The 14,203-nt window shown below is 42.8% G+C and carries 15 protein-coding genes; all 15 read right to left on the bottom strand.

All coding sequences use genetic code 11. The annotated features are described in order from the left end of the window. Position 1: 1 nt before the first annotated feature. Entirely contained in the window at positions 2 to 1,420 is a 1,419-nt protein-coding gene (locus QM830_RS09235; RefSeq protein WP_414326635.1) for a flippase, read from the bottom strand. A gap of 6 nt (positions 1,421 to 1,426) precedes the next feature. After that, a complete protein-coding gene (locus QM830_RS09230; RefSeq protein ID WP_414326633.1) occupies positions 1,427 to 2,452 on the bottom strand; it encodes a zinc-binding dehydrogenase in 1,026 nt (341 codons plus the stop codon). A 1-nt stretch (position 2,453) separates the two neighbouring features. Then, a complete protein-coding gene (locus QM830_RS09225; RefSeq protein ID WP_070665026.1) occupies positions 2,454 to 3,161 on the bottom strand; it encodes a 2-C-methyl-D-erythritol 4-phosphate cytidylyltransferase in 708 nt (235 codons plus the stop codon). A gap of 55 nt (positions 3,162 to 3,216) precedes the next feature. After that, positions 3,217 to 4,182, bottom strand: a complete 966-nt coding sequence (locus QM830_RS09220; RefSeq protein ID WP_414326632.1) for a glycosyltransferase family 2 protein — start codon at positions 4,180 to 4,182, stop codon at positions 3,217 to 3,219. Beyond that, positions 4,182 to 5,276, bottom strand: coding sequence for a non-hydrolyzing UDP-N-acetylglucosamine 2-epimerase (wecB, locus tag QM830_RS09215; protein ID WP_414326631.1), 1,095 nt, complete (start codon positions 5,274 to 5,276; stop codon positions 4,182 to 4,184). The genes QM830_RS09220 and wecB overlap by 1 nt, the downstream gene beginning before the upstream one ends. Then, positions 5,273 to 6,358 carry a glycosyltransferase family 4 protein gene (locus tag QM830_RS09210; RefSeq protein ID WP_414326629.1) on the bottom strand — a complete coding sequence of 362 codons (1,086 nt, stop codon included), beginning with the start codon at positions 6,356 to 6,358 and terminating at the stop codon, positions 5,273 to 5,275. The genes wecB and QM830_RS09210 overlap by 4 nt, the downstream gene beginning before the upstream one ends. After that, positions 6,333 to 7,055 (bottom strand): WecB/TagA/CpsF family glycosyltransferase, encoded by a 723-nt coding sequence (locus QM830_RS09205; protein WP_414326680.1) that lies wholly within the window; start codon positions 7,053 to 7,055, stop codon positions 6,333 to 6,335. The genes QM830_RS09210 and QM830_RS09205 overlap by 26 nt, the downstream gene beginning before the upstream one ends. Before the next feature lie 20 nt (positions 7,056 to 7,075). Continuing rightward, positions 7,076 to 7,861, bottom strand: a complete 786-nt coding sequence (locus tag QM830_RS09200; protein ID WP_414326628.1) for a LicD family protein — start codon at positions 7,859 to 7,861, stop codon at positions 7,076 to 7,078. Positions 7,862 to 7,864: 3 nt separating this feature from the next. Then, complete coding sequence (locus QM830_RS09195; protein WP_414326626.1) at positions 7,865 to 9,241, bottom strand: sugar transferase; 1,377 nt, start codon at positions 9,239 to 9,241, stop codon at positions 7,865 to 7,867. An 18-nt stretch (positions 9,242 to 9,259) separates the two neighbouring features. After that, on the bottom strand, positions 9,260 to 9,952 hold the full coding sequence (locus tag QM830_RS09190; protein WP_414326625.1) for a tyrosine-protein kinase: 693 nt from the start codon (positions 9,950 to 9,952) through the stop codon (positions 9,260 to 9,262). A 12-nt stretch (positions 9,953 to 9,964) separates the two neighbouring features. Next, on the bottom strand, positions 9,965 to 10,660 hold the full coding sequence (locus QM830_RS09185) for a Wzz/FepE/Etk N-terminal domain-containing protein (RefSeq protein WP_009731852.1): 696 nt from the start codon (positions 10,658 to 10,660) through the stop codon (positions 9,965 to 9,967). Positions 10,661 to 10,704: 44 nt separating this feature from the next. After that, complete coding sequence (gene cps4B, locus QM830_RS09180) at positions 10,705 to 11,436, bottom strand: capsular polysaccharide biosynthesis protein Cps4B (protein ID WP_414326623.1); 732 nt, start codon at positions 11,434 to 11,436, stop codon at positions 10,705 to 10,707. Next, a complete protein-coding gene (locus QM830_RS09175; protein WP_414326622.1) occupies positions 11,433 to 12,902 on the bottom strand; it encodes an LCP family protein in 1,470 nt (489 codons plus the stop codon). Before QM830_RS09175 ends, cps4B begins: the two co-directional genes overlap by 4 nt. A gap of 186 nt (positions 12,903 to 13,088) precedes the next feature. Next, positions 13,089 to 13,688, bottom strand: coding sequence for an anaerobic ribonucleoside-triphosphate reductase activating protein (nrdG, locus tag QM830_RS09170; protein WP_414326620.1), 600 nt, complete (start codon positions 13,686 to 13,688; stop codon positions 13,089 to 13,091). After that, a complete protein-coding gene (locus tag QM830_RS09165) occupies positions 13,654 to 14,199 on the bottom strand; it encodes a GNAT family N-acetyltransferase (RefSeq protein ID WP_009731856.1) in 546 nt (181 codons plus the stop codon). The genes nrdG and QM830_RS09165 overlap by 35 nt, the downstream gene beginning before the upstream one ends. Positions 14,200 to 14,203 lie beyond the last annotated feature (4 nt).

Here is a 14,203-nt window from a genome sequence, read left to right as displayed (position 1 = left end):
TCTACTGTTTATTTAAAAATTGTTGTTTTAATTCTTTCACATCTACCACTCTCAGAGATAGGATGGCGATTAGATAAATGATCCCACCAAGCACCGCATACAGAACGACATTCAGCGTCGGCGAAATATGGACAATAGACTTGACTAGTAGCAAGAGACCATACATGAGGCCTGAAGCGAGCACAATCTTCATCATTGAGCCCATAATCGGCACTTCTTTAAGATAGGTTCGTGTGAAGTAGAGTTGAATCCCCCATACCAAAGCTTCTGTCAACACTGACACAATGGCAGCTCCAATAAAGCCCAGTTTTGGTAGGAAGATTAGGTTCAATCCGACACTGATAATGGCAGGAACAGTTGTCGAAATCATAAATTCTTTATTTTTATTATGAGGGATTAGAATTTGAATCCCCATGATATTGGTCCATCCGATAAAGAACATTCTAAAAATCATGATGGCAATGGCATAACGTGCATCCTGGAAATCCTTCCCTAGGAAGAACTGAACAAAGTCATCATTGACAATTAGCATGCCGGCAATAATCGGGAAAATGACCAAATTATAAATCAAAAAGGACATTTGGTGCATCTTAATGACCGCCTTATGGTCCCCGGAGGATAAGAGGCTCGATACCCGAGGCAACATGACGCTCCCCAGTGAGGTCACCAAGGTCAACAAAATATTGACGAGTTTTAAGGCTTGGTCATAAATCCCCACATCCTTTGTAGAGGCGAGAGCACCCAGCATAGTTCGATCCAATGTGACATAGAGGGAAATGGCAATCTGCGGTAAAAAGAGCAGAATGACTGGTTTTAAATGTACCCGTGCATAAGCCAAATCAAAATGGGGTTTCCCAATAAATTCACGAGCGGGTAGCCACATACTGAGCTGACCTAAGAGCTCAAAGATCGTTAGTAAGAATACATAGAGATAAAGATCATTGGCAGATCTGACAAACAAGAAGATGGAGATGACTCCAACCAGTTTGACCGTGATATTCCGAATCGTAATCTTGCGGAAGTCCTCTAACCCCTGAAAGAGCCAAGAAATATCAAGACCTTTTGAAACCAAACTAAGCCCCAAAATATAGGCGACAGGATTTTGCATGGAAGATAGGGTTAGACATAAAAGAACATAGAGGGTAAGGGATAAAATCGTAGCCCCCAACTGGAGAGTATAAATCCCCCAGAAATTCTTTTGGATATCTTTCCGGTGTCCTGAAATCTCTTTGGTTCCATAGTTAGCCACTCCTAGGGTCGCCAAAAGGATAAAATAGGTGACAATGGAGTTGAAATAGCCATAGGTCCCCAAGTCATTCGAGCTAAAAACCCGTGTTACATAAGGGGTGGTGATAATCGGCAAGATAATCACCAGTAACTGGTAGGAGAGATTATAGGCGTAATTTTTAAGAACTTTCATCGGTGTTTATATTCCCCACTTAAAGACTGTTTTAAACGGCGTGACTAGATCCGTCGCAAAAGCACGATGAATGTCTGAAATAGCTTGAACTTCTCCGTCAACATGGATGATATTCTTTAAACGACTTTGAACGCGACGATTAGCCAGCATCTCTACAGCCCGCTCGAAATCTTCACGACCTGAACGAGAAGACCCAACAAAGGTCAAGCCCTTTTCAAGAACATCTCTTGTATTGACTGCGACCCGGTTATCACTAACCCCCATCAACATCACGGTTCCTTGGGGCTTGATATGATCAATAATATCATTGATAGCTGGCTCACTTCCTTGACCACCAGTACATTCAAAGGCATGATCAAACCGTTGGTCTTCTGTCAACTCGCTGGTCAAAATCGCTTGGTGGATAAAATTAAACAATTGCAATTTATCACTATTGCGCCCAACTACAGTTATCTTCAAATCAGGGTAAAGATAGTGCAAAGAAGTTGCAACAACATATGAAAGACTACCGTCACCTAAAATCAAAACGGACTCTCTTCGTTGGTGGGCAATGAGGTCAAAGCGATGAATGGCATGCATGGCCACACTGCTAAACTCTGCTAAAGCTGTCACGGGACCACGAACTTCTTCTGGATAAGCCACTACACGATCCAGCGGCAGGGCAACGACTTCCTGCATAAAGCCATTATAGCCACTAGACAAGAAGTGCGTCCCCTCCAAATAATTTTCAAAGAAAACACCCTCTGATTGATGGGGAGGCTGATTGGGAACCATAGCCACGATCTGTCCTGGTTGATAGGTCCCTGTAGGATCCGCTACCACGATACCAGACGACTCATGGATCAGGGCCATGGGCAATTTCTTTTTAAGCACCTTAGGATCCCGTTTCCCTTGATAGTAACGTTGATCCGCATGACAAATAGCCATGTAATAGGGGCGAATCAACACCAGGTCTTCACGGCTCATGTCTTCTTCTTGGTATTTGATGGTGATATTTTTCGGCTGGGTCAGCTGAAAGATTTGGTTCAACATATTAATTGTCCTCAATCATACCGCGTGCAATTTTCAAATCTGTAATCGTCGTAATTTTAATATTGGAGTATTCCCCTTTAGCCAGGGCAACTTTTTTACCATTGATAACAAAGATCTTGCAGGCATCTGTCAAGACTTCTTTTTGCTGGTCACTCAAGTCATGATACAAGGCAAGGAAATCTTTCATTTTAAAGGTTTGAGGGGTTTGACCCTGATAGAGGTATTGACGTTCTGGGATATCCGTGATAAAGGTATTATCTAAGCTTTGAACAATGGTATCGGTCGCTTCGACAACTGTATCCACCACATCATGACTCTTAGCTAGTTCAATGTTCTCTTGGATGGTTTTTAGGCTGACAAAGGGACGAACCGAATCATGCGTGACGATAATATCCTCATCTGTTAAAGGTTGCACCTTATCGATAGCCAAGATGATATTTTCAATGGTAGAGTTGCGGTCACTTCCTCCCTCTACAACCAAGATCCGTTCCTTATAAGAAGCCAAGTATTTGTCGACCAGGTCTTCCGTATAGGTCACCCAGTCCGGATGAATTCCCAATACAATTTTCTGAATTTCATGGACTAATAAGAACTTCTCAACAGTATGGATTAAAATAGGACGTCCACCCAAATCCAAAAATTGTTTGGGCATATCCGTAATCCCCATCCGTGATCCTGTTCCACCTGCTAAAATCCCTGCATAAATCATCCTAAACCTCCTGTTTTGTCTCAATTTCCTTCTTTAAAACATAGCTATTAGCAATCTAGCCTAGTTTTGCTCTCACCTTTTGATACAAATGAGGAGAAAGGAGCAAAAGAAGGTATTTGAGTTTATTTTTTCTTGTAATATGTGAATTGATTAGAATATCTTTCCAATAGCGGCGATACTCTTTACGAATCTTGTTGACTTGATCATACATTTGAGAACCTAATAAGGCATGGACCACATGCAAGCCATTAAAGACATAGCGGGTATTGACCGCTTTTTTCATTTCCGGATCATCAGGATAGTCTCTCTCGACATAGGCTCTGTTCCAGTCCATGGCCTTGTAAAAATCCAAAAGCCGATCGCTATAAGAAGAATTTACGATACTCCCTGGTCTTCGATAGTATTTATAAAGATTTAGATCGCTGACTGCAATTTCCTCACAACAAGCAATATGTTCATAAGCAACAGCCAAATCTTCGTAGATCATTCCTTCTGGATAGGGGTGTTGGAGCAAGATCCCTCTCTTATATAACTTTCCACCCGAATGGGTCCCAACGTGGTGACCATAGAACATTTCTTTGAGGGCTGTATGACGATCTAATTTCCTTGAACTTTTTTCATCTACATCACCCGAAAAATCTTTGTCCTCATGATTTCTTACTTCAATAACCGGTGTCGATACAAGGTCAACTTTATACTGTTCTTTTAAGCCAACCAAATATTCGACTGCTCTAATGTCATAATAATCATCAGAATCAAGGAAGATAATCCAGTCAGTTGTCGCAGCTTTCACTCCTGTATTTCGAGCATTAGACAACCCTCCGTTTTGAAGATGGAACACTCGAATACGGTCATCTTCCTGAGCATACTGGTCGCAAATTTCTCCTGAACGATCGGTTGATCCATCATCGACCAGGATGATTTCAATATTTGAATAGGTCTGTTGTCTAAGACTACCGACACTATACTGTAAATACTCCTCAACATTATAGACCGGTATGACAATCGAAACCTTTTCCATTATGCTAATCCCTTCATAATAATTTCTACAATCTGTTGACAAGCCATCCCATCCCCGTAAGGATTACTTGCCTGGCTCATCTTTTTGTATTCGTCTTGGTCTTCCAGAAGGAGCTTAAAATTGCGATAAATGGCTTCTTCTTCTGTCCCAACCAATTTCAGAGTCCCTGCAGCCACACCTTCTGGACGTTCTGTCGTATCGCGCATGACAAGGACGGGCTTTCCTAAAGAAGGTGCTTCTTCTTGAACCCCACCTGAGTCTGTCAAGATCATATAGCTTTGGTTCATGAAATTATGAAAATCAATCACTTCCAAGGGCTCAATGATTTTCATTCGCTCATTCTCTCCAAAAATCTTACTAGCCAATTCTCTGACCTTTGGATTTTTGTGGATGGGATAGACTACCTTGACATCTTCAAACTCATCCAAAATCCGGTTGACCGCACGGAACATGTGCTCCATAGGTTCTCCAAGATTTTCGCGACGATGGGCCGTCAACATGATGAGCTTGCTCCCTTTTGCCCACTCCAATATAGGGTGGTCGTAGTCTTCTTTTACCGTTGTTTTTAAGGCATCAATAACAGTATTTCCTGTAACGAAAATATTGGTGCGCCCCTCTTTTAAGAGGTTTCCTTTCGAAACTTGGGTCGGTGCAAAGTTATAGTCTGACACAATGGAAGTAACCTGACGATTAAACTCCTCAGGATAGGGGCTTTGAAGGTTGTAAGTCCGTAAACCTGCTTCCACATGCCCCACTTTGATGCCCATATAAAAGGCCGCCAAAGCTGTCGCAAAGGTGGTAGTGGTATCCCCATGGACGAGGACAATATCAGGTTGCTCCTGCTCCAAAACTGGTTGGATTTTCTCTAAGATAGAGGTCGTGATGGTGAACAAGGTTTGGTTGGCCTTCATGATCCCAAGATCATAATCTGGAGTGACTTGGAAGACATCCAAGACCTGTTCTAACATTTCCTTGTGTTGCCCTGTTACACAGACTACGGTTTCAATCGTATTGTGCTGCTTGAGTTCATTCACCAAAGGACACATTTTAATAGCTTCTGGACGCGTCCCAAACACCAACATTACTTTTTTCATTTTGAACCCTTCCTCATCGACTGGTAAAAGTTACGATAGTTGTCTAAAAAGATAGAATAGCTAAACTTGGCATCATAATCCCTCTTTGCTTGAGTAGCTAGAGAGGCTCTTTTCTCAGGATTCCCTGCTAATTCCTCTATTGCTTGCGCCAGGGCTTGCGGATCCTCAGCTGGGACGAGGATCCCATTCTCAGAGTTCACTACTTCATTTACACCTGGAATATCTGTTGCAATCATTGTTTTACCATTCATAAAGGCCTCGATTGCGACCAATCCAAATCCTTCAAAGACTGACGGAAGAACACAAAAGTCAAAGCTATTGATACACTCTAAGACATCGCTTCGGTAGCCTAAAAAATGAATTCTTTCTTCCAGATTTAGTTCTTTTGTTTGATTTATCAAATCATTTCTCAATTCTCCGTCACCGACAATAAACAGGGAGACACTTGGATTTGTCACCAGTGACATGGCTTGGATCAGGTAGGACAAACCTTTTTGTTCGGATAGGCGAGCTATACAGCCTATTTTGATACCGTCACACTTAGTAATTTCATTTACTATATGTTCACTGTGTTGCATTTTCACTCCATTATAAATCATAACAGAGTTTTTTGACTTTACATCATTAAGGATATTTTCCTGGACAGCTTGACTGACAGCAACCGTTCGAGCCCTCCCTAGTGCAAATTTGTACAGTGGCAATTTATCTTTAAAAACATTATGGGCTGTATAGACATGAATCAAGTTCGGATGACGCAGTTGCAATAAACGAATGTAGAAAGCAGCCATTCGATGATGGGTGTGAACAAGAGTGATCTTATTCTCTTTAATGATTTTGGAGAGACTAGCAAGAATCTTGAGCACCGTAGCTGGCTGTTTGCTATCGACGTCTAAAATGCGATGGTGTTGAATCCCATTCTCTGCTAGTTTTTCTTCCCACAATCCACCAGTTGATGCGACATGAACCTGGTCAAATTCATCCTTAAGATCTGTCGCCAACTGATAGACAATACGTTCAGCCCCACCGATATCCATGGTCCTCGAAATATGAAGAATGTTATTTTTTTGCTTTCCGTTTTTCATGTACTACTCTCTTAATAAAAGTGGCATTTCCTACAAAATAGCGCTTAAAGAGCCGTTTGGGTTCATTGACCACACGGAACAACCATTCCAGATTGGCTTTTTGCATCCACAAAGGTGCCCGCTTGATATGACCTGATAGGACATCAAAGCTTCCTCCCACTCCCATAAAGACAGAGTTCACTCCATTGTCCATAAACTTCTGGATCAAGTACTCCTTTTTAGGAGAGGTAATCCCGACAAAGACAAAATCCGGATTCTTCTCACGGATATCTTCTTGGATAGTCTCTTCTTCTTCAGTGGAGAAATAGCCATTGCGATGACCTACTACTCGGAGATTCGGATAATCCTTTTTAAAGATGGCCAGCATATCTGTCAAGACTTCCTCTTTTGCTCCGAAGAAGTAGACAGAGTAACCTTTTTCATTGGCTAAATGGAGCAATTCCTGCATCAAATCGATGCCTGCCACGCGCTCTGGCACAGCATAGCCCAAATAGCGCGCAGCGAGAACAACAGAAGCACCATCTGCATTGATGATTTCAGACTCATTGACAATCTTCTTGATGGCCTCATCTGTCGCACATTGATTAAGTTTGTCTGCGTTGACCCCCATCAAATGGAGCGGTTTTTTATCTCGGACAAACTGTTCTGTAGCAGCAACGGTTTCAGCCATTGTTAAAGGGTCAATTCTGACCCCCATCATTGTAAAACTTTTCAAGCTTATTCTCCCCAAGTTGATTCAAAATGACCTTTTTGCTCTGATTCTTCTGGCAACTTCATATAATCACCATAGATCTTTGTCAGATAAGCATCCGGATCAGCATGTCCACTGATTTTAATGGTTTCAAAATCAAGGAGTTGTGGCTCCCCAAATACCTCTTTGTAGGCCAACTCTCTCTCGCGATACGATCCTAAGACATTTCCGACAAGAGCACTTGTCTCAAAGTCATAGCGTTTAATCGTATTCTGTAATTTCTGATTAATTTTTTCTGTATTTAATAATTTGTCCAAGTGAAGGATCTTAGAGACCTTCACAATTGTATTTTCAAAGAAACCTCGGTCGCGATTGTGCAATCGATTGATGACAGATATTTTTGAAAGGGCACGGTAATACTTAATTTTATTGGTGTGTAAGAAATAGTGGAAACCATCTGATGGATAACCATCTAAAGGAAACACATCGATAAAAGGACTACACACAACCCCACCAAATTCAATTTGAAGGGAAGTATCCATGATGGATGTGTTACCCAAATTATCATCATGGATTCTTAGGATGACATGATCCGGCAATTCCTTTTCGCAAATTTCCAGGAATTTTTCATAGTCTTTTCTAGGCATTCCCAAATCCATATCATCATCCCAAGGAATAAAGCCCTTGTGACGAATAGCTCCTAATAGAGTCCCACCTAAAGCATAATAGCGAAGATTGTACTTAGAACAAACCTCAATATACTTTTCTAATAAGGACAACTCTCCTAATTGAATCTGTCTTACTTTACTCACAACCTACTTCGCTCCTTCTTTTCTAAGTACAACCTTCACGGTCTTGAGCAAGATCTGAATGTCTCTCCAGATCGTCCAATCATCCATGTACGCAACGTCCAGTTTGACCACTTCGTCAAAATCCTTGATTTCACTGCGTCCGCTCACTTGCCAAAGTCCGGTAATACCTGGTTTGAAGCTGAGTCGGCGTTTTTGAGCTGGTGTATAGTCTTGATATTCGTCAACTGTTGGGGGACGAGTCCCGACCAGACTCATATCACCAATCAGAACATTGTAAAATTGTGGCAATTCATCGAGACTGGTCTTCCGGATAAAGCGACCAATTGGTGTTACTCGCGGATCATTTTCCATCTTGAACATGCCACCGGTCATAGTATTTTGTTCCATGAGATCTTTTTTTATCTCTTCGGCATCTACGCGCATGGAGCGGAATTTATAGAAATTAAAATAACGACCGTTTTTGCCGACCCGCTTTTGTACAAAGAAGGCTGGTCCACCATCCTTACGGATCAGAGGGACTAAAACGATACTCACTAGACCACAAATCAAGAGTCCAAAGAGGGCTCCTGCAATGTCCAAGAGGCGTTTGGCAAACACGTGACTCGGCTTGTAGAAGTTGGTTGAGAAGGTGACAACACTCAAGCCACCAACTTCTCGAACCCGTTTATTCCCCAATGACGTGAAGTTAAAGGCATTGAGATTGACCGATACATCGATCCCCATGCTCTCAAATTCCGAGACAAAGTCACTGATATTATAGTCCTCACTCGGCAGATTGATAAACACTTCGTCCACCACTTCCTTGGTGACAAAATTCATCATTTGATCCGGCTGCACGACCCGTACGCCTGAATGGGTAAAATCCGTATCGTCCATGACGGTCACACCGATCAGTTGCCCATGATAGAGGTTGGGCGAGTTCAGAATATCAAAGACTTTCTCCATTCGACTGGTCGCTGTAATCAGGAAAATTTTTCTCGAACTTTTCCGACGTGGCAAAATAGACTTCCGGTAGCGCTTGAGCAAGAGATCCATAATATAGACAGCAAAGGTATTAAAGAGAAAGAAGTAGATCATTCCCCGACGAGAGATGGAAAAGACCCCATCGAGCATAAAAGAGGTAAAGGTGATCCCAACAGCGAAAAACACATTGTATTTCAAAACCTGAAAGAGCTCATCCAGGTAGCCCCTGCTGTAAAAACGATAGGCAATATTGCTAATGTAAAAGGCTACAAAATGTAAGAGATAAAGAATAGCGATCGTCTGTGATGTGTATTCTGCATCTTTAAAAAGACTCACAATGTAAGCCGAAAACAGGACAGCTAAACTTTGAAAGAGAACAATATTTAATTTTTCCAGTTCGATTCTTTCTTCTCCCATTTCCCTCAATCCTATTCTTTACTTTTTCCCATACTCTCCGTAGGTTCCGTATCCACCATACGAACCATACTCCGCAGCTTTAATGTTAAATTTATTGAGCACTACTCCTAAGAAAGGTGTGCCTGTTTGTTCCAATTGGTCCTTGGCCTTTTGGACAGCCTTGCGTCCATTGGCCCCAGATTCTGTAATCAAGACCGTACCATCACAGCGTTGGGCAATGATAGCCGCATCGATTACGACCCCGATAGGAGGAGTATCAACAATGATGTAGTCAAAATGATCCCGCAAGGCATCCATCATGACAGTGAAATTCTTGCTTTGCAAGAGCCCTGTTGGGTTTGGCGCTACCTGTCCAGACTCAATAATATCCAAATTTGGAAAATCTGTTGCATATAAAATTTGGTCCAATTGGCTACGGCCAGACAAGAAATCCGTCAAGCCTTGGATCTTATCCCGACTACGGAAAACCCCTGTCATAACAGAGTTCCGGATATCGCAGTCAACCAAGAGGGTCTTGTAACCGGCACGCGCAAAGGCAACGGCCAAGTTAGTTGAAGTGGTTGATTTTCCTTCATTTTCTTGTACAGATGAGATGGCGATCACTTTTAAATCCACCCCACTCAATTGGATATTCGTTGCAAGGGCATTGAAGTACTCTTCTGCCTTTCGAATTTCTTGCAGTTTATTTTTTGAAATTTCTAACGTATTCATGCGATCCCCAGTCTACAGTTTCTTAATATCTGGCACAACACCAAGTAGGGTCAAGCCCATCAACTCTTCGATATCTTCTGGTCTCTTGACACGATCGTCCAAGACTTCTACTACAACCAAGAGAACCACCATCAGACCAGCTCCAGCAATGAAGCCAAGAAGAACATTGCGTCGGATATTTGGTGAAGAAGGTGATTGTGGCACTTCTGCCTCATCCAAAGTCGTGACATCTGACACCTTGGTTACAGAGATGATCTTTTCAGCTGCTACATTGCGAAGGCCGTTGGCGATACGAGCAGCTTCTTTTGGATCTCCATCCTTAGCTGTGATGGAGAGGATCCGAGTATCGGTCGGAACAGACACACTGATCTTTTTCGACAACTCAGCAGGTGTCATATCGAGTTTCAATTCTTCGATGGCTTGCGTCAAGACATTTTGAGAAAGGATGATCTCACGATAGTCTTTAACCAAGTAAGAACCTGCCTGCAAATCCGAGTTGGTCAAGGCGTTGTTTTCCTGATTTTGACGGCTAACCACATAAATACGGCTGGTACTTTGGTATTCTTTCTTAGCTAAAAATGCACTGTAGCCAAAGGCTGCGATAGCAAAGACAAGAGCGACCAAAACGATCGAAAACTTGCGTTTCCATAGGGTCTTCAGCATAGCGAAAACATCAATTTCCACTGCTTGTTTTTCTTGATTGTTCATTTCCTAATTACTCCTTCATGTGGATCTCTCCACCTGTTTCATGGTTAGATTAATTCATCCGCTAACAAGAGCTGTTGATTGTCGACAAAGAGCCGTTGAGCTCGTTGTTCTCCGTATTCTTCCTTGATCAAACGATAGGCTTCTGCCATATAAGGCGGTCGTTTATCCACATTGTGCATATCGCTGGCAACAAAGTGAACCAAGTCTTTTTCTAAGAAATACCGAGCCCGTTTTTTCAGTTGTTTTTGCTCATCCCCAAAGAGGCGAGGTTTGAGAACACTTGAACTATTGATCTGCATGTAGCAGCCCATGTCGATCATCTCTTGCACGCGCTCCTCATTTTTCTCCAAGCACTTGTAGCGCTCGATATGGGCCACCACTGGGGTGATGCCTAGATGGAGCAAACGGTCCAAGGCTGTATGAATCTCCTTGTATGGCGTTCCCATGCTGAATTCGATCAAAGCAAAACGCGTTTCTGCCAAACGTGGAAAGATTCTCTCCTCCAATTTTTTCAAGATATCATTGGTAAAGTAGATCTCTGCACCGTAATGAATGGTCAAATCAGGCGCGACTTGAGCTGCGATTTCCTTCACTTCTTGAAAATTTTCTGCAATTTTTTCTTCGGGAGTTTCAAACATCCCCTTGCGACGATGAGAAGTGGAGATAATGGTCCGGACCCCTTGGCGATAGCTTTCTTCCAATAAGGCACGGGTATCTTCCCTTGTCTTTGGTCCATCATCCACATCAAAGACGATGTGCGAGTGGATATCAATCATTTTTCTTTTCCTTCCATTACTTTTTGAATGGTTTCCTTAGCTTTGGTCAAGCTGGCTTGATCCAACTCCATGACATAGAGGTTGTAACCTGGCATGGCATAAGATGGCAAGTCATTTCGACCTTGACCTGTAACCGCTTGGGAAGTCACCTCATAAGAGCCACCTGTTTCCAATTGGGTATTAATCAGATTCATCATGGTTGGCAACTGCATATTGGTTTGGACAGAATCTTGGAGGTTCCCGATAATCTCATTGTAGTTGCTCAAGACCTTGGTAGAGGTCAACTTTTTGATAATGGCCGCAATGACTTTTTCTTGGTTCTTCCCACGGTCATTATCGCCACCTTGGAGGGAGTAGCGTTCCCGAACAAAACCGAGTGCTTGCTCTGAATTCAAATGGACCTTCCCAACAGGGAAATGGAACTTGCCGTGAAGACTCGTGAATTCTTGATCATTTTCCACATCGATCCCCCCTACCAGGTCAATCAACTTGAGGAAGGATGTGAAGTTGAGACGGACATAATAGTTCAACTTAATGTCATAGAGATTTTCAAGGGTATGAATCGAGGCATCCACCCCATAGATTCCCGCATGGGTCAGCTTGTCATTTTGGTTGTTACCGCCATCTGCAATTGGCACATAGGCATCCCGCGGCGTCGTTGTCAACAGAACTTGCTTGGTCTTCCGATTGACGGTCATGATGATATTGACATCTGATCGTGAAACCGAGGTTACCGGACCATAGGTATCGATCCCGCTGACATAGATGTTAAAGACATCTGCATCTGCAGATACCTTACTTGTCGCCGCCACTTCTTTTCGAATCTTGTAGGAATAGATTTTCTTCAACTTCTTCGCATAGTCGGCATCTTCAGCAGCGATAGTATCTTCAAAGGTACTGTTGAGCACCATGGCAGAAGCATTCCCTTCTTGCAGGCTCTTATAGGCATCTAGATAAGTCGGTGCGTCCACTACGGAGATTTCCTGTCCCTTGTTCTTTTTGATATTGTCCAAGAGGGCCGTAAGATTGGCTTCGTTATTGTTACCCTTTGGGGCTACCACTTCTTTAATCTCTTTGATGTCTTTGATCTCACTGTCTTTCTTGACATAGACAGCCATCTCAAACTCTGTATAGTTGGAGTGCCCATTGACATTACTCGTCAGATTTAGCAGCTGTTGACTAGCAAACAAAACTCCTGAACTAGCCAATAAGCCGACAAGAAGCAGGACCAAAGCTGTCTTTTTGGCCTGATTTTTGATCACAAACCAAGCTGATAAGAGCAAGAGAACAGCTAGTAGCACCATCACGAGAACATTAACATAGCGAAAAGCCAAGATGTTATTGGCCAACATGGTATAGGTCGCCCAACTCGCGGTTATAAGCAAAAAAATAAGCAATACGGAATTAACGATTCGCAATTGCCCCCACTTATGCTCTGAACGACGACTCCGTCTCCTTTGTGACATAAATACCTCCAATTAGTCCTAATCATATTTATTGTAACATATTTTTAGCAAAAAATGCATTAATTATCACTTTTTTGTCCATTATGGACATTTGAAAAGTAAGCGTTTTCCAAAACAGGCAAAATCCCTTGTATACTTATGCAGATAATCCAAAAAACCGGGTGAAACACCCGGTTTTTGAAGATCCTACAAAAGATCATCCCGCTTGACTTGCTCAAAACTTTCCTTGCCATCATTGAGCTTGTCCCAGATGACAACCTTTCCTTCTTTCAATGATTTTTGAACATCAATGATCCGCTGGTTAGAAGAGCCTCGGAACTGCAACATGAGGTTGCGTTTGCTTTTATCATACCGTCCATCGACCAGGATATCAATCAGCGACAAGAGCTCCAGTTTATCAGGCGTTTCTAACATCATTTCTTCCCAAGTGTAGCCGGTCCAAGACCAGATATCTTTGTCAGGCAATTCTCTTTTCACGCGCTTGACCAAAGGCAGCAGGATACCAGTGTTGAGAAAAGGTTCCCCCCCAAGCAGGGTCAAGCCCTGAACATAGGGTTGGGCCAAATCGGCCATGATCTGTTCTTCTAACTCTTTGGTGTAGGGAATACCCGCGTTAAAAGACCAGGTGGCCACATTGTAACAGCCCTCGCAGTGAAACATGCAACCCGCTACATAAAGGGAGTTGCGGACACCTTCGCCATCTACAAAGTTAAAGGCCTTATAGTCAATGATTCGCCCTTTACTCAGCTCCTTACTTTTCCATTCTTGAGGTTTGGGATTGTTCATCTTCATCCTCCAAATCAATCCAGTAGCGCTGACTTCTGTCGATTGTGTTTTCGTAAACACCGCCAGCAGAGAGAATGGTGCGACGACTGGCTTCGTTGTCTTCATCACAGGTAATCAGTACTCGTTCCAATCCTTGCTTTCGAGCCTCTGCTAGTCCTAGCTCTAGCTGCAACTTAGCCAAGCCCTTTCTGCGTTGACTGGGCCGGATGGAATAGCCAATGTGACCACCCTCTACAAATAATTTGTCATTCAAGGACAAGCGCAGGGCTAAAAAGCCCAGAGGGTAGCCAGTCTCATCAAAGGATAAAAATTGAATGGTAGGAACCCAGCCTTCTGGCAGATTCTCAGTATCCTCCTGCTGCTCTACGATTCGCAACCAATCCGCAAAGTCCTTTGCTCGCTTCCAAGTGGAGCCCATGCCACCGTGCATATAGGATTTTGCAGCATCGAACTCAGCAATCATCTCTAAAATCGCGTCTTTATCTTCTAAAGTTGGTCGTTGTAACTTCATAAAC

The sequence above is a fragment of the Streptococcus sp. OMI750 genome (genome assembly GCF_047463895.1).
In the GTDB taxonomy this organism is placed as follows: domain Bacteria; phylum Bacillota; class Bacilli; order Lactobacillales; family Streptococcaceae; genus Streptococcus.
Note: the sequence above shows the minus strand (reverse complement) of the source record. Positions and strands in the feature narration are given on the sequence as shown.